The organism is Pseudomonas sp. BF-RE-25 (genome assembly GCF_019956105.1).
Lineage (GTDB): Bacteria > Pseudomonadota > Gammaproteobacteria > Pseudomonadales > Pseudomonadaceae > Aquipseudomonas > Aquipseudomonas migulae.
In genome coordinates this window covers 1-18881 of record NZ_JAHBDB010000074.1, presented here as the reverse complement: position 1 = coordinate 18881, position 18881 = coordinate 1, and the positions used below count along the sequence as shown (strand labels likewise).

Below are 18881 nucleotides of genomic sequence, written 5' to 3'. Positions count from 1 at the left end.
GTGGTGGCCGTTATGACGCCATCGCCAGCAAGCCGGCTCCTACAAGGTCGGGGGTATCAGGAAGCGCCTACAAATTTCCATGAATTTTTATCTCGAGGCTCATTTGCCATGCCCTCTATCGCCTTTCGTTTGCCCGTAAAACGCTCCGCCCTGGCCATGGCGGTGATGTCGACCCTTTCGACACCGACCTTCGCCGCCGACACCCAACTGCAAACCGTCACCGTCCAGGCCAGTGCCAGCGAGTCCGACGATGACGCGCTGCCCACCCGGCCACCCACGTCGGTTTATGGCGGCATCGAAACCAAGGTGCTCGACACGCCGCGATCCATCACCCAGATCAACGCCGAGCAACTGGCCAACGACTCGATCCGCAGCGCCGATGACCTGGTGAAATACGCCCCCGGCATTACTCGCGGCGGCGGCCAGAACGCCGGCCTCGCCCCGCAGTTCCGCGCCCAGGGTTCCGAAGTGTTCCAGGACGGGCAACGCGCATACGGCGTGCGCCACCCGGCCAACTTTAACGCCTACGAAGGTGCCGACATCGTCGCCGGCCCGTCTTCAGTGACCTACGGATCAGTGTCGGGCAGCGGCGGCTACGTCAATTACCTGAGCAAAAAGCCCAATTTCAACGAATTCAAAACCAAACTCAGCGGCGAACTGGGCGCCTGGGTACCGGACGGTGAATCCCGCGATTCCAGTAAATTCAGCATCGACAACACCGGGCCGCTGACTGACAACCTCGCCTATCGCCTGAGCATAACCAAGCAACGGCAGGAAGACTTCTACGACAACGTCGACAACAACTTCGACGCGTTCTACGGCGCCCTCGCCTGGCGCAACGACACGGTGCGGGTCGACTGGAACGCCAGCTACGACAATTACTACGACTACAACATCACCCACGGCTGGAACCGCGCCAACCAGGAACTGGTGGACAGCGGCAAGTACTACGCCGGGCGCGCCACGCCGATCATCCAGAACGGCAACACCTTGTGGTCGCCGGTGCTGGCGTCCGGCGCGGCCGATGCGCCGACCCTCGGCTGGGTCAAACGCCAGCGCAACGCACAGGGTCAATACAGCGTGGTCAACGGCAGCTTCCAGACGGCCTCGCCGAACACCCAAAACAGTCCCGGCAGTTTGCGCGGCTGGGTGTATGACCCGACGTTGACGGGCAATGGCCTGACCAGCCTGTCGTCACAAACCGGCCAGCGTGATGAAGATGAAAACAGCTCGCGACGTTTCACCACACAGCTTCGGGTCGAAGCCGATCTGACACCGACCATCACCCTGGCTAACAGCACCTTCTACCAGCGCTCCAAAGACATGACCGATGCGGTCGGTTCTTTCCAGGTGCAGTCCAAGGACAATCTGTTCGATAACCGCTTCGAATTCCGCTCGCGCAACGAGGTGCAACTCGGCGAATTGACCCTGCGCGATGACAGCAACACCGGGGTGATCTACCGCCGCGAGTTCAACCAGTCGATCGCCGCCAACAACAATTTCGGCTCGACCATCAACGCCTATGACTTGACCCAGGACCCGTCGGGCAAGAATCCCGGCACCTTGCTGGGCCTGACCGGCTCCAACCCCGCCGGCGGCAATGGCGCGTGGATCGGCCAGCCCGGCGTGGCGCAATTCTCCAACTACTACGGCTGGCTGAATCTGCCGGCGATGTACCCGGCGGGCCACGGTTTATACGCCGAGTCGGTGGCGCCCTACACCGCCGAAAGCACCTGGACCACCAAGACCCTGTTCAGCCAGCACAACCTGCGATTCGGTGACAGCGTCGGTCTGAACATTGGCGCCAGCCGCAGCTGGATCGACGCTGAAATCGAGAACCCGTTCGTGCTGGCCGGCGGCAATCCGCGCAAGGACAGCGACAATTATCGACTGTTCGCGTTTCAGGTCAGCCCGTACGTCAAACCGACCGAAAACAGCACGCTGTATTACACCTTCGATCGCTCATTGGCGGTCAATACCGGGTTCTTCTCCAACGGCCTCGGCTGGGGCAGCGGCGCCGGTGCCAATCAGCTCAACCCGCTGGCCTTCCAGAGCCTCAGCGTGTTGCACGAAGTTGGGCTGAAAGTCGAAGCGGTGCCCAACGAACTGTTCATGACCCTGGCCGCGTTCAAGCAGGCGCGGGATCAATCGCCCGACAGCAATAACAACATTGCCCGACTGGTGATCAAGGGCGTGGAATCGACCCTTCGCTACCAGCCGGACAATCACCTGCGCAGCGGCCTCAACCTGTCGAAACTCAGCGCCTACAACGAGTTTGCCTCCCAGGCCGGTTTCGCCTCGGCCGGGTTTGTGCCCGACAACGGCACGGTGTTCGGCGATAACAACAGCCTTAATCAGCGGCCGTCCGGGCGCTTCGACGCAGTGCAGATTCCCGAGTACACCGCCAGCGGTTATGTCGACTATCGCTTCGACTCGGGCTTCGGCGCCGAGCTGTCCGGCTGGTGGACCAGCAGCTGGTATTTGAACCTGAGCAAGACCGTGAAAATCCCCGACGAGTACAACCTCGACCTCGCGGTGTATTACCGCCAGCCGCAATGGAGCACCACGTTGCGGGTGCTCAACCTGACCAACGAACTGAACTTCGTCAGCGGCCTGGCCGGCTCGACCAACACCTTTTTGCAACCCATGCCTGGCCGTACGTTGCTGGCCCAGGTGGATTACCAGTTTTAACGCAGCGGCACCTATCGCTATCAGGAGTGTTCCATGTCCATTGAATTTGTCGGCATGATTTTCCCCCGCCAGTGGTCCGAGACCCGTGGCATTCGCAGTGCGGATTTCGATCTGGACTTTATCCGCCACCACGCCCGCGCCCATGAACACGCAGGCTTCGACCGGGTGCTGATCGCCAGCGGCCCGGGCAGCGCGGACAGCTTGCAGATTGCGGCCTACGCGGCGGCGCACACCGAGCGCCTGGGTTTCATGATCGCCCATCGTCCGGCATTGAACGCCCCCACCGCCGCTGCCCGAGCCTTCGCGACGCTCGATCACACCACCGGCGGCGGGCGGATTCGCCTGCATGCGATTACCGGCATCACCGCCGAACCCCAGGAAGGCGACTTCCTGCTGGACAAGACCGAACGCTACAAGCGCACTGACGAATACCTGGAGATCGTCCGGCGCACCTGGACGGCTGAAGAACCGTTCGACTTCGAGGGGCAGTATTTCAACATCAAGGGCGCCTTCTCGCCGGTCAAGCCATTGCAGCAGCCGCACATTCCGATTTCCTTTGGCGGGTCGTCAGACATTGCCTATCAGATCGCGGTGAAACACGCGGACCTGTATGCGCTGTGGGGCGAACCGCTGAGCGGCGTCGCCGAACAGATCGGTAAACTGCGCGCGGCGGCGAGTGCGGCGGGCGTGGAGGCGCCACGGGTGAGCCTGTCCGTGCGCTTGATTCTGGGGGCGACTGAAGAATTGGCGTGGCAGCGGGCGGAGCAGATTCTTGAGCAGATCAAAGCCAATCCACAGTTCGCCGCCGGCAGCCCCTGGCAAAAACGCATCAAGGGCACCGGCTCCGAACGCTTGCTCGCCGCTGCGGCACAAAGTGATCGCCACGACCGCGCCCTGTGGATGCCCACCGCCACCGCCGTCGGCGCCTACGGCGACACCACCGCCCTGGTCGGCACCCCGGAAACCGTGGCCCAGGCGTTGCTCGATTACATCGACCTGGGCGTGACCACCTTCCTCAATCGTGGTTATGACCCGCTGTACGACACCGTCGATTACGGCCGCTGGATCATCCCGGCGGTGCGCGAGGAAGCACGGCGGCGCAAGGCGCGGGTGGCGTAACGTTCACCATCGAATCTTCGGAACGCCGCCCGCAGCAAGCCGGCTCCTACAGATTTGTGTCGCGCCACAACTCTGCGTACATACACGGACTCTGTAGGAGCCGGCTTGCTGGCGATGGCGGCCTGACAGCCACCACCGACTATCCCGGCTACAGCCACTTGGCATCCCACAAAGGATAATCGTGTACGCGCCTCACCAATCCCGCGCGCAATGGATTGGCAACGATGTACCGGGCCACCGCCAACAAATCCTCCTCCCGCCGAATCGCCCGATCGTGAAAGCCTCTTTGCCAAAGCGCCCCCCTGCGTTGCAGACGTGCATTCACCGCCCTGGCACTGCGCGATTTGGTCGCCAGCATCAACGCCGGCAATGTGCTGTTCTTCAATTCGACCAGCCAATGGAAGTGATCCGGCATCACCACCCAGGCCAGGGAGTCAGCCCATTCTTCTGTCTGGGACTGGCGGAATTGGTCCACGATCAGACGTCCCACCCGCCAGTTGGCGAAGACGGAATCACGGTTATGGGTGACGGCAGTGAGCAGGTAGATTTGACCGGATTCGGAATAGCGCCCGGCGCGCAAGTGGTTAGCGTGGGGAAGATCGAGCATTCCATTGCCCTCCTGTGTTTTTGGGAGAAACACAAGGCTAGTGCGCAGGAGGGAGGCCGTTGTCAGAATTCGGTTCCGGATGTGTCTGGACGATCGCCATCGCCCAACGTCGGCGAATTCTCCAGCAACGTACGCGTATACGCCGCCTGCGGCTGATCCAGCACATCATCCACCGCCCCCTGCTCCACCACTCTTCCCAGCTTCAACACCAACACCCGGTCGGCAATCGCGCGAACCACGCCGAGGTCGTGGGTGACGAACAGCAGGGTCAATCCTTCGATTTGCAATTGCCGCAACAGCGCCAGGATCGAAGCCTGCACCGACACGTCCAGCGCCGAGGTAATTTCATCGCAGATCAGCAGTTTCGGCTCACACACCAGCGCCCGGGCAATGGCCACGCGCTGGCGCTCGCCGCCGGACAGGCTGTGCGGATACAGATCGGCCACCGACGCCGGCAGCGACACCCGCTTGAGCACCGCATCCACGCGCTGGCGCGCAACGTTGCCCTTGATGCCGAAGAAGTGTTCCAGCGGCGCACTCAGGGTCTGGTAAACGGTTTGTCGCGGGTTCAGCGCCCGGTACGGGTTCTGAAAAATGTACTGAATCTGATGCCGTTGCCGCCCGTCACGTCGGCGGGCCGACAAGCTCAGCGGCACACCCGCGTAATGCAAGTCGCCCTCGGCGTTTCCCCCGAGCCCGGCGATGGCCCGGGCCAGGCTGGTCTTGCCGGAACCGGATTCGCCCACCAGCGCCAGGCATTCCCCGGCGGCCACCCGCAGAGAAACGTCGAACAACACCTGTCGATCGTAGGCCACGTTCAAGTCTTTGATCTCCAGCAGCGGCGCCCGCTCCACCGGCACATCGACAGCCGACACCGGCGCCTGGGCAACTAGCTGCAAGGCCTGAAGATGCGGATCGAGACACGCCACTCGCTGCGCTGAAGACAGGTCGTGCAAGGCCGGCTCAGCCTGCGAACACTCGGCGGCGCGACGCGAACACCGAGGCGCGAAAGCACAGCCGTGCGGTCGCTGCCCCGGTGCCGGGGCATACCCCGGGATTGCCTGCAAATCGCGACGCTGCGCCACATCGGGAATCGCCGCCAACAGGCCTCGGGTGTACGGATGAGCCGGCCGCGTGAACAACGCCTCACGGTCAGCGACTTCAACGATGCGCCCGGCATACATCACCATCACCCGGTCGACTAGGTCCTTGATCACCGCAAGGTCGTGGGACACATACACCGCCGCCACGCCGAGGCTTTTGCACAAGCGGCGCAAGGTCGCGAGGATGTGCGCCTGAGTGGTGACGTCCAGCGCCGTGGTCGGTTCATCGAGGACGATCAACTGCGGACGCAGGACAAACGCCAGCGCCAGCATCACCCGTTGCTGCTGCCCACCGGAGAGCTGATGGGGGAAGCGCCGCAAAAACGCCGCGTCGTCCGGCAGACCGACATCACGCAAGGTATCGACGATGCGCTGCTGTTGCGCCGCACGATCCAGTTCAATCTGATGCGCACCGAGGGTTTCGCGCAGCAGACTGCCGATGCGCAGCGCCGGGTTCAGCGCCATCGCCGGGTCCTGCGCGACGTAGCCGATCAGGCTGCCACGGGCCCGGCGCAACGCTTCGCCCTCCAGGGTCAGCAGCGAATGACCGGACACCTCGACCTGCCCGCCGACAATCCGCGCCCCGCGCCGGGCATGGGCGAGCAACGCGGTGGCCAGGGTCGTCTTGCCGGAGCCGGATTCGCCGACCAACCCCAGAATCTCGCCTGCCTCAAGGCTGAACGAAACCCCGGACAGCACGTCAATCTGTCCCGCCAACTCGACCCGCAAATCCCGCACCTGCAACACCCCGGCAGTGGTCACCGACGGGCGGGACTCGATCCCGGCAATCGCATTCATGGCTGTTTTTCTCCGATCCGTGAACTGCTGCGGCCGATGCCTTCAGCGAGGATATTGGTGCCATAGGCGAAAATGCCGATCAGGATCGCCGGGGCCAGCACCGCCCACGGCTGCACCAGCAAACCGGCCTGGTTTTCATTGATCATCAGCCCCCAATCGGCGGTCGGCGGCGCCACGCCGTAGCCGAGAAAACTCAGGCCCGAGAGCATGCCAACGCCCCAGGTCAGCATGTTGCCGAAATGCACCAGCAGCGGCGTGAGGATGTTCGGCAGAATCTCCCTGAACAGAATCCGCCGCCGCGAGTAGCCCATCATCTGCGCGGCCTCGACGAACTCCTGCCCCGCCACCGCCACCGCACTGCCACGGGCCAGGCGAATCACTCCGGGCGTGAAGGCGATGGCCACGGTCAGCACAATCAGCCATGGCGCGCGGCCGAGCATGGAGACGATCAACAACACCAGAATCAGGTCGGGAAAGGCCAGCGACACGTCCGCCAGCCAGGTAATCAACTGGTCGAGCCGGCGCCGGGAAAAACCCGCCAGCAACCCCAGGGTGCTACCGGTCAACAGCGCAATCGAGGCCGCCGCCACCGACATCCACAACACCGAGAGGCCGCCACTGAGCAAGCGTGACACCACGTCGTGCCCGAGAAAGTCATAGCCCAGCAACGCCGCGCCAACCGGGGCGCCGTACACTGAACCAAGCATTTCCGTTGGGCTGTGCGGCGCCAGCCACGGGCCAGACAAGGCCAGTGTCACCACCAGCGCAGTGATCAGCGCGCCCTTGCGGGTTTGTGGTTCTGCCAGCCATACCTGCCAGCGCGAACGTCGGGAGTCAGTCATGTTCTACCTCTCAAGGCGCCTTGGATGGGGAACGTCGCCACCACGGCTGAATGCCCCGGCGGTTACGCTGAATCATGGTCACGCGGCGGGCGGTGCGCAGTTTCGGCGTAAGCAGCACGGTCAGCAGATCGGCGAGCAGGTTGATCAACACCACGCCGAGGGTGATCACCAGCACGATGGCCTGGACCATCGGCAAGTCGCGCATCTGGATCGCCGAATTCAACGAGGTGCCGATGCCGGGGTAACTGAAAATCACCTCGGCCAACAGCGCGCCGCCGATCAGCGTTCTCAGCGTCAACGCCACGCCTTGAATCGCCGGGATCAGTGCGTTGGGCAGCGTGTGGCGCCAGACGATGCGCCACTCGGGAATGCCGCGCAGGCGCGCAGCGATCACGTAATCGGACTCCAGCGCCTCGATCATCGATGCCCGCACCATGCGCGTCAGGTACGGCAATGCCGACAGGCTCAGGGCCAGCACCGGCAACACCAGAAACTGCAATTGACGCAGCAGCGACTTGTCCGGATCGAGGATCGACACCGCTGGCAGCAGGTCCATGTGCGGCATGGAGAACAGCAGCACCAGACCGATGGCCAACAGAAACCCCGGCGTGGCTTTAAGGAAGATCAGCAGCGAAAGGCTCCAACGATCCAGCCGACTGTCACGGCGCAACGCCAGGGAAACGCCGAGCAACAACGCCGCCGGCACCACCACCGCAATGACCCCGGCGAGCAGCGCCAGGGTGTAGCCGAAACGGCCGAACAGAATGCTGCCGACCGGCGCGTTGGAGTCGAGCGACACACCAAGTTCGCCGCTCAGGGCATGCCCGAGCCAGCGCAGGTACTGTTCGAGAATCGGCCGGTCCAGACCCAACTGGCGTTGCAAGGTGAGGATGCTTTCCAGCGGCGCGTCGGGGCCGAGAATCACTCGGGCCGGGTCCGAGGGCAGCGCCTGCGTGGCGATGAACACCACCAGGCTGATGACCCACGCCGTCAGCAATCCGTAAGCCAGGCGCCCGATAAACCACGACAGCCAGGCTGGCGTGCGGGGTTCTTTGCAAGAAGGCTCAGGCATGGTTCACCCACAATTCATCAAAACGCCAAGAGGCAAACGTGGTCTGTTCAGGCTGCAAACCGCCGACCCGCACCGATGCTGCATCCAGCACATCGTTGAAGCCCCAGATCAACAAGCCACCGCGTTCGTGTTGAATGCCTTGCGCTTCGTGCACCAGCACTTTGCGTTGCTCAAGGTCGGGTTGCGCCAGCGCCTGGCGGTACAGCGCGCTGAAGCGTTCATCGTGGAAGTTGCTGCGGTTGTAGATGGCCTGTGGCGCATCGTTGTGCAGCGCCGACGCGAGAAAGCCCCGGGCCGGTGTGGAGCCCGGCGACAGCAGCCAGTTTTCCCGTTGCGGACCGTTGAACACCGAGCCATCGACCTGAGTGACCTTGATCTCGACCCCGGCCTTTTTCGCCTGTTGCGCAAACACCAGCGCCGCGTTGACGCCCGGCCCCGGCGTGGTGGTCAGCTCCACCCGCAAGTCGGTCTGCCCGGCCTGGCGCAACAGCGAACGCGCCTGTTCCAGGTCGTAGGGACGTTGGACAATGCTGTGGTTGTAGGTGGGGTCGTGGGGCGAATACAGGTCGTTGGCGATGCGCCCGAAACCGTTGAGGCCGCGGTCCACCAACTCGCGACGGTCGGCCAACAAGCGGAACGCCTGGCGCACCCGCTGATCCTGAAACGGTTGCTTCGCCAGATTCAGATTGAACCCGGTGAACGAGGTGCTCGGCGAGGCGTACAACCTCAGCCGCGAGTCGGCCTTGAGCAGTGCGCTGTGTTCGGCCTGCACGCCGCTGGCCACGTCAATCTGCCCGGCGCGCAGGGCGGCGGCGCGGGACACCTGGTCCTTGAACTCGATGATCTCCAGTTCATCGGCATAGGGTTGGCCGGCTTTGTAGTAATTCTCGAAGCGCTGATAAAGCGAGCGCTGGCCGGGAATGAAACTCTTGAGCTTGTAAGGGCCGGCGCCGACCGGGTTGCTGACGGGGTCGTAATCGGTGGGGACGATGCCGCCGAAACTGATCAGGGTTTCATCCAGCGGGTAAAAGCTCTGGCCTTCCTTGAAGCGGATTTCGATGGTGCGCGCATCCAGTTTGCGCAACGCGTTGCGGTCGATCGCGCCCACCAGACCGGCAAACGGCGACGCCAGTTTCGGGTCGGTCAGGCGCAGGATCGAGAACAGCATGTCATCGGCGCCGATGCTCTTGCCGTGATGGAACTCCAGGCCCGGTTTGATGCGAATGGTCCACGCACTGGCGTCGGCGTTGGGTTCGGCAAACTCGGCCAGGGCCAGGCGCGTGCTGACGTCGGTGTTCCATTCCCAGAACTTGCTGTACAGCGCCCAGCCGCGAATGATCCCGCCGCCCACCGGTTTGTGCGCGTCGAGATTGCCCGACTGGTCGCCATCGATGATGCCGACCCGCAAGCGACCGCCGCGCACCGGGGTGCTGGACAACGCCGCCGCGCCGCTGACCTGTGCCCCGCTGTCGCATCCGCTGAGCAGGCTGCTGCCAAGCAACAGGCCGCCACTGACCGCCAGGCCATTGCCGAGAAACCGGCGACGGGAAAATTCGTTCATCGCTGTCTCCTCAGACTCGCTCGGTCGCTGCTACACGCCGTGGTGCCGGTGTGCTGACACCCAGTTTCGGCACGTCGAAACCGTGATCCAGATCGAGTAAAGGGAACAGCAGATCCGCCACCCGGTGCGCTTCATCGATCAGCGGGAAACCGGACAGAATGAATGCCGATGTGCCCTGCGCTTCGTATTCGCGAATTCGCTCGGCGACCTGCTCGGCGCTGCCCACCAGGTAAGTGCCGGCCGCCGGGCCGAGGATGTTGAAGCCAAACAGGCTCGGGCCGAGCCAGACGTTCGGGTAGATCTCCAGATCCCGGGCCTTGGGCAAACGGCCGGCGCGAATGGCCTCGACGTTGCGCTGGATCTGCGGATCGTCGCTGTGGAAGGTCTCCAGGGTTTCACCGGGCGGCAATTGACGTTCGATGGCCGTGCGCGCGGTTTGCAGCGAGGTACGTTGCAAGAGTTTCTCGGCGTGGGCCCAAGCCTCTTCCTCGGTTTCGCGAACGATGATTTGCAGGCGCGTGCCGAAGGTCAGCTCACGGCCGATTTTCGCGGCTTCTGCTGCGACCTTGCGGAATTTCTCACCGAGTTTCGGCGGGGTGTTGGCGAAGCTCAGGTACACGTCGAGCAGTTGCACCGAATGCGCGACACCCGGCCCCGACGTGCCCGCGCCCCACAGTGGAATGCCAGGCTTTTGCTTCGGCGGATGCCAGCCACCCAACGGATGACTCGCGGCAGTCGGTGAACGGGGGGCGAGTTTGACGTACTGGCCGTCGAACCCCGAGGTGTCCCCGGCGTAGAAGCTCTGGAATGCACGCCAGTATTCGAGGCTGAAGTCATAACGTTCGTCGTGGGGGTAATGCACGCCGAGGGTGGCCAGGCCGGCGTCATTGCCGTTGACCACGTTGAACAGCAGGCGGCCGTTGGAGAACTGATCGAAGGTCAGTGCCCACTTGGCCAACACGGCTGGCGACAGTTCGCCGGGGTGTTGCGCGACCAGGAAACGCAGGCGTTTCGTGGCGTCGATCAACGCGGCCGAGACAGCGAGGCTTTCGTTGGGGCTGGAACCCAGCAGCGAACCGTAGTAACCGAGACGGTCGCTGGCCACGGCGAGTTGTTTCAGATGTTCGAAATCGGTTGTCCAGCGGCCTTCGGGTTCCCAGGGATAAGGCCCGTCGGGGGTGGTGAGGTACCAGAGAATTTTTACAGCCATGGGTGTGTTCCTTGAAATGTATGTAGCGACCCTTCGGGCGAACCCGATCCCTGTAGGAGCCGGCTTGCTGGCGATGGCGTCAGTGAAATCGGCGCAAGGCTCGAGGCCCTATCGCCAGCAAGCCGGCTCCTACAGGGGATGGTGGTGGCCTGGAGATTGTTAGCTGCGCCGGTCGATGGCCGGCACCAGGCCCAGCTCGGTGGCTTTGTCGTACAGGCCGCTCATTTTCCATTGTTGGGTCAGCACGCCAGGGCCATAGGCGCGGGAGCCGCCGAGGGCGTCGGCGAGCAGTTGCAGTTGCGCGCCCTCCTCCAGCAACAGGATGAATTCGGCGGTGGCGCGCAGGCCCTGTTTGCCCCACACGGTGGAGCCGCCGTTGGCTTCGAGAATCGCCAGGTTGAAGGGGTTCTCGGCAATCTTGTCGAGGATGAAATCGACTTCCGGCTGACGGCGGTCGATGTACACCGGCAACTCCCGGGCGAGCTGATAACGCTGCACCGGCACGTAGTGGAACGGCAGCGTGCGGTGGGTTTGCGCCCAGGCGCCGAGGTACGGCGAGTGCACATGGGACACGGTGGTCACATCGGCATGTTGCTGGAACAGTTTGGTGTAACGCCCCAACCCGCCCTTGCCTTTGCCGAAGATCACCTTGCCTTCGAAGTCGGTGACCGTGGCTTGCAGCGGCTTGCGGTAATTCCACGGGCCGCCGTAGTTCACCGACACCAGCAGCTCCTGGCCCGGTACGCGCTCGATGAAACCAACGGTGCCGTTGGCGGTGATGGTGTTGGTTTCACGGAACACGGTGAAGGCTTCTTCAGCCTCGATCAGTACCTTGTCGATGAAGTTCTTCAGTTCTTCGCTGATCAGTTGTTCGTTGATGAGAACGGTCATGGCAATTCTCCAGAGTCAGGCGCGGCGCTTGGCCAACAGTTCATGGGCGGCTTGCAACGGGCGCGGATCGACCCAGTCGGCGATGGAAAAATCGCGTTCCAGGAAGCCGTGCAGGTAAAGGAAGTCTTTTTGGGTATCGAGAAATTCCAGACGCTGTGCCGACAGGTCCGGCGCCAGCGTGGTGTGGAATTCACCGCGATAGGCTTCGGCGACACCGGCACTGCCGGCGCGGGTTTCTTCTTCGAGAATCGCGTTCAACGCCTCGCGATTATTCGCTGCCCAATCGGCGGCGCTGAGGGTTTGCGCGAGAAAGCGCACGACCAGGTCGAAATGGTTGTCCAGCAGGCTCTGGTGAACCGTGATCGGGCGCGGCGTGCCATTGTTGATGCGATAGCGCGGCTCGGCGATCAGGTCGAGGTCAATGCCCACCACCAGCCCGAGACGCCGTGCTGCATCGGCGGCGGACGCGCCTTTGACGTACACCGCGTCAACTTCACCGCGCACCAGGTAATCGAGGCCCGACCAGAGGCGCTGTAAACCTTCCTGAGGATTCGCCGCCTGCTCCTGGTTTTGCAGCGCCACTTCCACCAGTTCGACGTCATCGAAGCCCAGCCCCGCCAGGCTCAACGCGCCTTTGTAGCCGTGCAGGCTCATGGCCCGAGCGATGCTGCCGGGGCGGGTTTCACCCCAGGCCGGCAGCGCCAGACGCTTGCCCTTTAGGTCTTGCGGACGACGAATGCCGGAGTCCGGGCGAACCAGGATGGTTTGCCACTCTTCGATCCAGGTCAGGCCGATCAGGCGACTCGGCGCACCAGCGGCGCGTGCCGCCAGGGCCGGTACGTTGCCGCCTTCGCGAAACAGGCCCGGCAACTCGTGATCGTAGTGGTGATGCCCCAGTTGCCGGGCCTCCTGCAAGGTCGACACCGGCAGGCCGTCAGCGGCGAATTCTTCGCTGAGCCAACCGAGTTTGTAGGCGATGCCGGAAGCGGTCGGCACCGGGCAACGGGTGAACCAGATCTGCTCCAGTTCAGCCGGGGCAGCGGGTCGGGATTTTTTGGCAGCAAGCGTCATGGGCAGCTCCGTGGTTGGGCAAGTGTCTGTTGCCGGAGCTATTGCAGCGCCCGTGCCAAGACCTGAAACGCCCGGTTTACGGGGCTTTGCGCCTGGCACCGAGCAAACAACCGACACTGATTGCTGGCCTGCCAGCAGCATTGCGCGGCGACTGCTGCTGGCCGAGCAGTCGCCTCCCCGGCATTGCTTCCCCAGCAACACCACCCCGCCAAACGCCTTGCCGGGCGGGCGTTCCAGCCCTTGGCGCAGAACTTGCTCAAGGCCCTTCAACGCCCGTGAAACACCGATCCCTTTGTAGGAGCCGGCTTGCCGGCGATTGGCCCTCAAGCCTTGCATGAATTTCAAGGACGCCATCGCCGGCAAGCCGGCTCCTACAAAGGGGTTGCGCAGGTTTCACGGCCATCATCAGATCAATGATCAGAGGTACAGCAATGAGCAAGGTCGAACACAACCCCGCCGGACAACTGATACAAGAACAGGCGCCGATCCGCCTGCTGGACAGCGAGGCTCAAGCCATCGCAGTGGCCAGGGACATCGCCCGGGAGATTGCCGAGATCGCCGCCGACGCCAATCAAAACGGCCAACTGCCACGGCGTCAGGCGCAGCTGTTATCGGAGAGCGGCTTGACCGCCATTGGCGTGCCCAAGGCGTTTGGCGGCCTCGGCGCCTCGGTGGAAACCATCGTCGAAACCGTACGCCTCATCTCGGTGGCCGACGGCGGCGTCGGTCAGTTGCTGCAAATCCACAACGTCATGCTGCGGGGGATTTTCACCGGGTACTCCGACGAGATTCGCGACCGACTGGTTCGCGATGTATTGGCCGGCAAGCGTTTTGGCAATGCCCTGGCGGAAGTCGGCGGCAAGAACAAATTCGCCCTCAAGACCCGCGTCGAACGCCGAGCCGACGGCAAGTTGATCCTCAATGGCAGCAAGTTCTACTCCACCGGTTCCTACCTGGCCGAGTGGATTTCCCTGACCGCCGCCAGCGATGACGGCGGTGCCGGGGTGCTGCTCAATCGCAACACACCGGGCCTGACGCTGGTGGATGACTGGGAAGCGTTCGGCCAGAAAAACTCGGTCAGCGGCACAGTGATTTTCGACAACATCGAACTCGATGAAGGTTTCGTCTCCCAGCGCAAAGGGCCGATGAAACGCACCGGGTTGACCTTCCCGCAGATCCTTCATGCGGCCATCGATACCGGCATTGCCGAAGGTGCGCTGTCGGCTGCGGTGGATTACCTGAATCACAATGCGCGGCCTTGGGTGGAAAGTGGCGTCGATCATGCCAATCAGGAGCCGCACATCATCAAGCAGATCGGCGAATACGCCGTGGCCCTGCGCGGCGCGCAATCGCTGCTGCGCGACGCGGCGCGGGTGTTCGATCAGCACGAACTGGACCCGGACAACAAGGAACTGCAGGACGAGCTGATTCTGTCGGTGGCGACCGCCCGCGCCCACTCCGACGCGGCGTCGCTGAAAATCTCCAGCGACATTTTCTCCCTGCTCGGCGCCAGTTCCTCACTGAGCAAATGGAACCTCGACCGCTTCTGGCGCAACGCAAGGGTCCACACCACCCACGACCCGATCCGCTGGCGCCTGCACCACGTCGGCAACTACTACCTCAACGGCGTCGACCCCGGCGAATACACCGCGATTCTCAACGCCAAGGAAAAACAGGGAGCGACCAGCCCCGGACGGTGATCCCCCAGACACCGACTCCCCTTGTAGGAGCGAGGCTTGCCCGCGAAGGCGCCCTAAAGCCCTATGCAAAACCCAAAGGCCCCATCGCCAGCAAGCCGGCTCCTACAGGTTCGGCGTTCCACCTGAACAAATGCAAAACCCTGTAGGAGCTGGCTTGCCAGCGATGGCGTCCTCGAAATCGATGCAACATCCAAAGGCCCCATCGCCGGCAAGCCGGCTCCTACAGGGACGGCGTTCCACCTGAACAAATGCAAAACCCTGTAGGAGCGAGGCTTGCCCGCGAAGGCGCCCTAAAGCCCTATGCAAAATTCAAAGGCCCCATCGCCAGCAAGCCGGCTCCTACAGGGTTGGCGTTCAACCTGATCGTGTCCGCACACCACACAGAGCTTTTTCATGATCGAAAAACATCCTCTCTTGCGCAGCCTGGCGATTTACCGGGAGATGCCCTGGCGCTTCGCCCTGGTGGCGGCGTTGTACATCGCGGTGAACCTCGGGCTGGTCTGGCAGCAATGGCTGATCGGCCACGCCGTCAACGACGTCAGCGCCGGCCGCGCGGTTGTCCGGCAAGCCGATGGCAGTCTCGACGCCAGCCTCGGCTGGTACTGGTTGTGGCTGATGCTCGCCGTGGCGTTCGGCCGTGGCGTCTTGCAATACGCCGCCAGCGTGCTGTCGCTGGTGCTCAGCCAGGAACTGCTGACGCGCCTGCGCGAGCGCATCCTGCAGCAGGTGCAAACCCTGCACCTGGGTTATCACTGGCAGCACGGCATGGGCGAAATGATCACCCGCACCACCCGCGATGCCGACAAGGTGCGCGATGCGCTGATCAGCTTCTGGCGCCAGGTGGTGGAGACCCCGTTGGTGGTGCTGGCCACCGTCGGCCTGCTGGGCTGGTACAACCCGCTGCTGGGGTTGGTGCCGCTGCTGCTGACGGTGTTTGGCCTGTGGATTTTCGTGCGTCAGACCGAGCGTCTGGTCAGCCTCGACCGCGCCGTCGGCGAGGCCTACGACCGGGTCAATCAGGACCTCAGCGAAGGCATCGGCGGCGTGCGGGTGATCAAATCGTTTGGTCTGGAACACAGCCGCATCCAGCGTTTCGCCGGGCAGGTGGCGGTGTTCGCCGAGCACGCCCGCCAGGCCCTCGCCTATTCCAGTTCGCGGATTCCGCTGCCTCAAGCGGTCGTCGCGCTGGGGCATGTGTGGATTCTGGTGTACGGCGCGCACCTGGTGGCCACCGCGCAATTGGGTATCGGTGAACTGGTGACCTCGCTGCTGATCGCCACCACCCTGGTGTTTCGCATCGAAGGCATTGGCCGGGTGATGCAGACCTTCGCCGACGCACGTTCCAGCGCCGAACGGATCTGGCAACTGCTGGACGAGCCTGCAGCGATCCGCAGCGGCAACGTGACCCTGCCCGACACGCCGCTGGGGCTGAAACTGGAACACGTCAACGTCAGCGCACCGGGTGGTGGCCTGGACATTCTTCATGACTGCTCGCTGACCGTGCAGCCCGGCGAAATCGTCGCGCTCGTCGGCGCCACCGGCACCGGCAAGAGCCTGTTGACGAGCCTATTGCCACGCCTCAGCGACATCAGTTCCGGGCGTCTGCTGATCGGTTCGGACAACGCCGGCTGGCAAGACATTCGCCAGTTGAACCTCGACGAATTGCGGCGCCGGGTGCACGTGGTGCCGCAAGAAAGCTTCCTGTTTTCCGACACCCTGGCGGCCAACCTGCGCCTGACCGCACCCGACGCCAGCGATCAACAACTGCGTCACGGTTTGCGCCTCGCCGCCGCCGAAGACGTGCTGGAACGCCTGCCGCACGGCCTGGCCACGCCACTGGGGGATCGCGGCGTGACCTTGTCCGGGGGCCAGCGCCAGCGTCTGAGCCTGGCCCGCGCACTGCTTGGCGAGCCGGACATTCTGTGCCTGGACGACGCCACCAGCGCACTGGATGCGATCAGTGAACGCCAGGTGCTGAACAACATTCGCCAGTTGCGCCGCGATCAGGGCCGGGCCACCACGTTGCTGGTGATCTCCAGCAAGCTCTCGACCATCCTCCTCGCGGACCGCGTGCTGATGCTGCAGGACGGCAAAATCGCCGCCAACGGCACCCACGAAGCCTTACTCAAAACCCATCCGGACTACCGCGACCTGCTAGGGATCGACCATGGCTAACCCAATCGCCGGCAAGGCCTTGAGCGATATCGAAATCGAAGAAATGCTCGCCCGCAAGGCCCTCGACCGCAGCATGTTCAGTCGGCTGCTGCCGCTGCTGAAACCGATTCGCCGGCACATTGTCGGCGTCATCGGCATTGAACTGCTGCTGGTGTTCACGGTGTTTCTGCGGCCGTGGTTTGTCCGTGAGTTGCTCGACCGTGGGCTGATTCAACAGAACGATCACTGGTTACTGGACGAACGTTTGGTGCTGTGGCTCGGCCTCGGATTGGCGGCCAGTTGGCTCGGGCGTTTCCTGCTCGCCGGTGTCTCGCAGTTTGTCGCAGGCAGCGCGGCGATCCGCGTGCTCAATGACTTGCGGGTGCGCGTATTTGCCCACGTGCAGAGCTTGAGTGTCAGCTACTTCGACCGGACCAAGGCCGGGCGGATCATTTCTCGCGCCGACCGCGATGTCGACGCCCTCGAACCGCTGCTGATTCAGGGCCCGCCCGAACTGCTGGGCGCGCTGCTGCGCTGTGGCCTGGCTTCGGTGATGTTGTGGCGGATCGACCCGCGATTCTTTCTCAGCCTCGCCGCCACGGTGCCGTTGCTGGTGTTGGCGACCTGGAGTTTCAAGCGCATTTCCCAACGCAACTGGGCCAAAGTCGCGGAAAACCGCAGCCGTTTCACCGCGCATCTGGTGGAGAGCGTCAGCGGTGCGCGCATGTTGCAGCAATGCGCCCAGCAAGCGCCCAACCTGCGGCGCTATCGCGGCTTGCTGGATGATTTCAATCAGGCGCTGATTCGCGGCAGCCTGCGATCCAGCTGGTTTGCGCCGTTCACCGCGTTGCTCAGCTCCGCCGGCATGGCGGTGTTGTTGCTGGTGGGCGCTTATGGTCTGGCGCAGGCGGATGTCACCGTGGGCCAGGTCGCGGAAAGCCTGTTTTATGTGTTCCTGTTTCTCGGGCCATTGCAGGAACTGTCGGACCTGTTCGAGCGTTACGCCACCGGTTCGGCCTCGGCGCAGCGGATCTTTTTGCTGCTCGACACGCGCCCGGAGATCAGCGACAGCACCACCCCGCAACGCCTGGGCAAGGCCCGCGGCGAAGTCAGTTTTGAACGGGTGCGGTTTGCCTACGATGCCGGCAGTTCTTCACCGGTGATCAATGACCTCGACCTGCAGATTCCGGCCGGCGAAGTGTTGGCGATCGTCGGCCCCTCGGGCCATGGCAAAAGCACGCTGGTGCAGTTGCTGACGCGTTTTTACGAGGTGCAGTCGGGGGCGGTGAAGCTCGATGGCGTTGATATCCGCGACCTCACCCAGCATGAACTGCGGCGCAACGTTGGCGTGGTTCTGCAGGACAACGTGCTGTTCAGCGGCAGCATCCTCGACAACCTGCGCCTCGCCGCGCCCCAGGCGGACGATGCCCGGCTGATTGCCGCCGCTCGGCAGCTGGGAGCGGACGAAGTGCTGGAACGCCTGCCGCATCAGTACCAGACCGAAGTCGGGCCGCTGGGCGGGCACTTGAGCCATGGCCAGCGGCAACTGGTGTGCCTGGTGCGCGCCTACCTCGCGGACCCGGCGGTGCTGGTGCTGGACGAAGCGACTTCGGCGGTCGACATCCACACCGAGCGACGCATTCAGCGCGCGTTCCGCCGCCTGTGCGAGGGCCGCACCGCGATCATCATCGCCCACCGTCTGGCAACCATTCGCGATGCCGACCGCATTGCAGTGATCCGTCATGGCCGCCTGGTCGAACAAGGGCCGCACAGCCAATTGATCGATCAGGGCGGCGCCTATGCGGCGTTGTACCAGACCTATCTGCGCAGCGCCGAAGCGGGTGCATCGATCGATGACATCGTCGCCACAGCGCCGGCGTGATCAAGACCGCCATCGCCGGCAAGCCGGCTCCTACAAGGTCACCGATAACCTGTAGGAGCCGGCTTGCCGGCGATAGCAATCTGCAAAACACCACAAACCCCTCTGCTGCACCCCGAACAACCATTGCTGACAGACTGCTGCTACAGCAGCACCTCCCACCGCCAACACCGCTTCTCCCCC

The 18881-nt window shown here is 63.3% G+C and carries 13 protein-coding genes; 5 read left to right on the top strand and 8 right to left on the bottom strand.

Annotated elements, in window-relative coordinates:
• Positions 1 to 108 precede the first annotated feature (108 nt).
• Positions 109 to 2691 (top strand): TonB-dependent receptor plug domain-containing protein, encoded by a 2583-nt coding sequence (locus KGB24_RS26115; RefSeq protein WP_223413548.1) that lies wholly within the window; start codon positions 109 to 111, stop codon positions 2689 to 2691.
• A 33-nt stretch (positions 2692 to 2724) separates the two neighbouring features.
• Positions 2725 to 3810: an LLM class flavin-dependent oxidoreductase gene (locus tag KGB24_RS26110; RefSeq protein WP_223413547.1), complete on the top strand. Its 1086-nt coding sequence runs from the start codon at positions 2725 to 2727 to the stop codon at positions 3808 to 3810.
• Between the two features lie 148 nt (positions 3811 to 3958).
• Here the strand turns inward: KGB24_RS26110 and KGB24_RS26105 are convergent, their stop codons facing one another.
• The 8 genes from KGB24_RS26105 to KGB24_RS26070 form a co-directional block, all read right to left on the bottom strand.
• Positions 3959 to 4417, bottom strand: coding sequence for an REP-associated tyrosine transposase (locus KGB24_RS26105; RefSeq protein ID WP_223413546.1), 459 nt, complete (start codon positions 4415 to 4417; stop codon positions 3959 to 3961).
• 62 nt (positions 4418 to 4479) lie between these two features.
• Positions 4480 to 6318 (bottom strand): dipeptide ABC transporter ATP-binding protein, encoded by a 1839-nt coding sequence (locus tag KGB24_RS26100; RefSeq protein ID WP_223413545.1) that lies wholly within the window; start codon positions 6316 to 6318, stop codon positions 4480 to 4482.
• Positions 6315 to 7160 carry an ABC transporter permease gene (locus KGB24_RS26095; RefSeq protein WP_192229264.1) on the bottom strand — a complete coding sequence of 282 codons (846 nt, stop codon included), beginning with the start codon at positions 7158 to 7160 and terminating at the stop codon, positions 6315 to 6317. The genes KGB24_RS26100 and KGB24_RS26095 overlap by 4 nt, the downstream gene beginning before the upstream one ends.
• 10 nt (positions 7161 to 7170) lie before the next feature.
• Positions 7171 to 8232 (bottom strand): ABC transporter permease, encoded by a 1062-nt coding sequence (locus KGB24_RS26090; protein WP_008029155.1) that lies wholly within the window; start codon positions 8230 to 8232, stop codon positions 7171 to 7173.
• On the bottom strand, positions 8225 to 9793 hold the full coding sequence (locus KGB24_RS26085; RefSeq protein WP_223413544.1) for an ABC transporter substrate-binding protein: 1569 nt from the start codon (positions 9791 to 9793) through the stop codon (positions 8225 to 8227). The genes KGB24_RS26090 and KGB24_RS26085 overlap by 8 nt, the downstream gene beginning before the upstream one ends.
• Before the next feature lie 10 nt (positions 9794 to 9803).
• A complete protein-coding gene (locus KGB24_RS26080; RefSeq protein WP_223413543.1) occupies positions 9804 to 11003 on the bottom strand; it encodes an LLM class flavin-dependent oxidoreductase in 1200 nt (399 codons plus the stop codon).
• 159 nt (positions 11004 to 11162) lie between these two features.
• Positions 11163 to 11894: a class II aldolase/adducin family protein gene (locus KGB24_RS26075; RefSeq protein WP_223413542.1), complete on the bottom strand. Its 732-nt coding sequence runs from the start codon at positions 11892 to 11894 to the stop codon at positions 11163 to 11165.
• Positions 11895 to 11909: 15 nt separating this feature from the next.
• Entirely contained in the window at positions 11910 to 12965 is a 1056-nt protein-coding gene (locus KGB24_RS26070) for an ABC transporter substrate-binding protein (protein WP_223413540.1), read from the bottom strand.
• A gap of 431 nt (positions 12966 to 13396) precedes the next feature.
• Between KGB24_RS26070 and KGB24_RS26065 the strand changes: the two genes are divergently transcribed.
• The 3 genes from KGB24_RS26065 (at position 13397) to KGB24_RS26055 (ending at position 18701) form a co-directional block, all read left to right on the top strand.
• Positions 13397 to 14665, top strand: coding sequence for an acyl-CoA dehydrogenase family protein (locus KGB24_RS26065; protein WP_223413539.1), 1269 nt, complete (start codon positions 13397 to 13399; stop codon positions 14663 to 14665).
• A 393-nt stretch (positions 14666 to 15058) separates the two neighbouring features.
• Positions 15059 to 16840 (top strand): ABC transporter ATP-binding protein, encoded by a 1782-nt coding sequence (locus tag KGB24_RS26060; RefSeq protein WP_223413538.1) that lies wholly within the window; start codon positions 15059 to 15061, stop codon positions 16838 to 16840.
• On the top strand, positions 16833 to 18701 hold the full coding sequence (locus KGB24_RS26055; protein WP_223413537.1) for an ABC transporter ATP-binding protein: 1869 nt from the start codon (positions 16833 to 16835) through the stop codon (positions 18699 to 18701). The genes KGB24_RS26060 and KGB24_RS26055 overlap by 8 nt, the downstream gene beginning before the upstream one ends.
• Positions 18702 to 18881 lie beyond the last annotated feature (180 nt).

What these genes read in the sequence shown, in the direction of transcription:
- KGB24_RS26115 (WP_223413548.1), top strand. Translation starts at nt 109, where the DNA reads ATGCCCTCTATCGCCTTTCGTTTGCCCGTAAAACGCTCCGCCCTGGCC.
- KGB24_RS26110 (WP_223413547.1), top strand. Translation starts at nt 2,725, where the DNA reads ATGTCCATTGAATTTGTCGGCATGATTTTCCCCCGCCAGTGGTCCGAG.
- KGB24_RS26105 (WP_223413546.1), bottom strand. Translation starts at nt 4,417, where the DNA reads ATGCTCGATCTTCCCCACGCTAACCACTTGCGCGCCGGGCGCTATTCC.
- KGB24_RS26100 (WP_223413545.1), bottom strand. Translation starts at nt 6,318, where the DNA reads ATGAATGCGATTGCCGGGATCGAGTCCCGCCCGTCGGTGACCACTGCC.
- KGB24_RS26095 (WP_192229264.1), bottom strand. Translation starts at nt 7,160, where the DNA reads ATGACTGACTCCCGACGTTCGCGCTGGCAGGTATGGCTGGCAGAACCA.
- KGB24_RS26090 (WP_008029155.1), bottom strand. Translation starts at nt 8,232, where the DNA reads ATGCCTGAGCCTTCTTGCAAAGAACCCCGCACGCCAGCCTGGCTGTCG.
- KGB24_RS26085 (WP_223413544.1), bottom strand. Translation starts at nt 9,793, where the DNA reads ATGAACGAATTTTCCCGTCGCCGGTTTCTCGGCAATGGCCTGGCGGTC.
- KGB24_RS26080 (WP_223413543.1), bottom strand. Translation starts at nt 11,003, where the DNA reads ATGGCTGTAAAAATTCTCTGGTACCTCACCACCCCCGACGGGCCTTAT.
- KGB24_RS26075 (WP_223413542.1), bottom strand. Translation starts at nt 11,894, where the DNA reads ATGACCGTTCTCATCAACGAACAACTGATCAGCGAAGAACTGAAGAAC.
- KGB24_RS26070 (WP_223413540.1), bottom strand. Translation starts at nt 12,965, where the DNA reads ATGACGCTTGCTGCCAAAAAATCCCGACCCGCTGCCCCGGCTGAACTG.
- KGB24_RS26065 (WP_223413539.1), top strand. Translation starts at nt 13,397, where the DNA reads ATGAGCAAGGTCGAACACAACCCCGCCGGACAACTGATACAAGAACAG.
- KGB24_RS26060 (WP_223413538.1), top strand. Translation starts at nt 15,059, where the DNA reads ATGATCGAAAAACATCCTCTCTTGCGCAGCCTGGCGATTTACCGGGAG.
- KGB24_RS26055 (WP_223413537.1), top strand. Translation starts at nt 16,833, where the DNA reads ATGGCTAACCCAATCGCCGGCAAGGCCTTGAGCGATATCGAAATCGAA.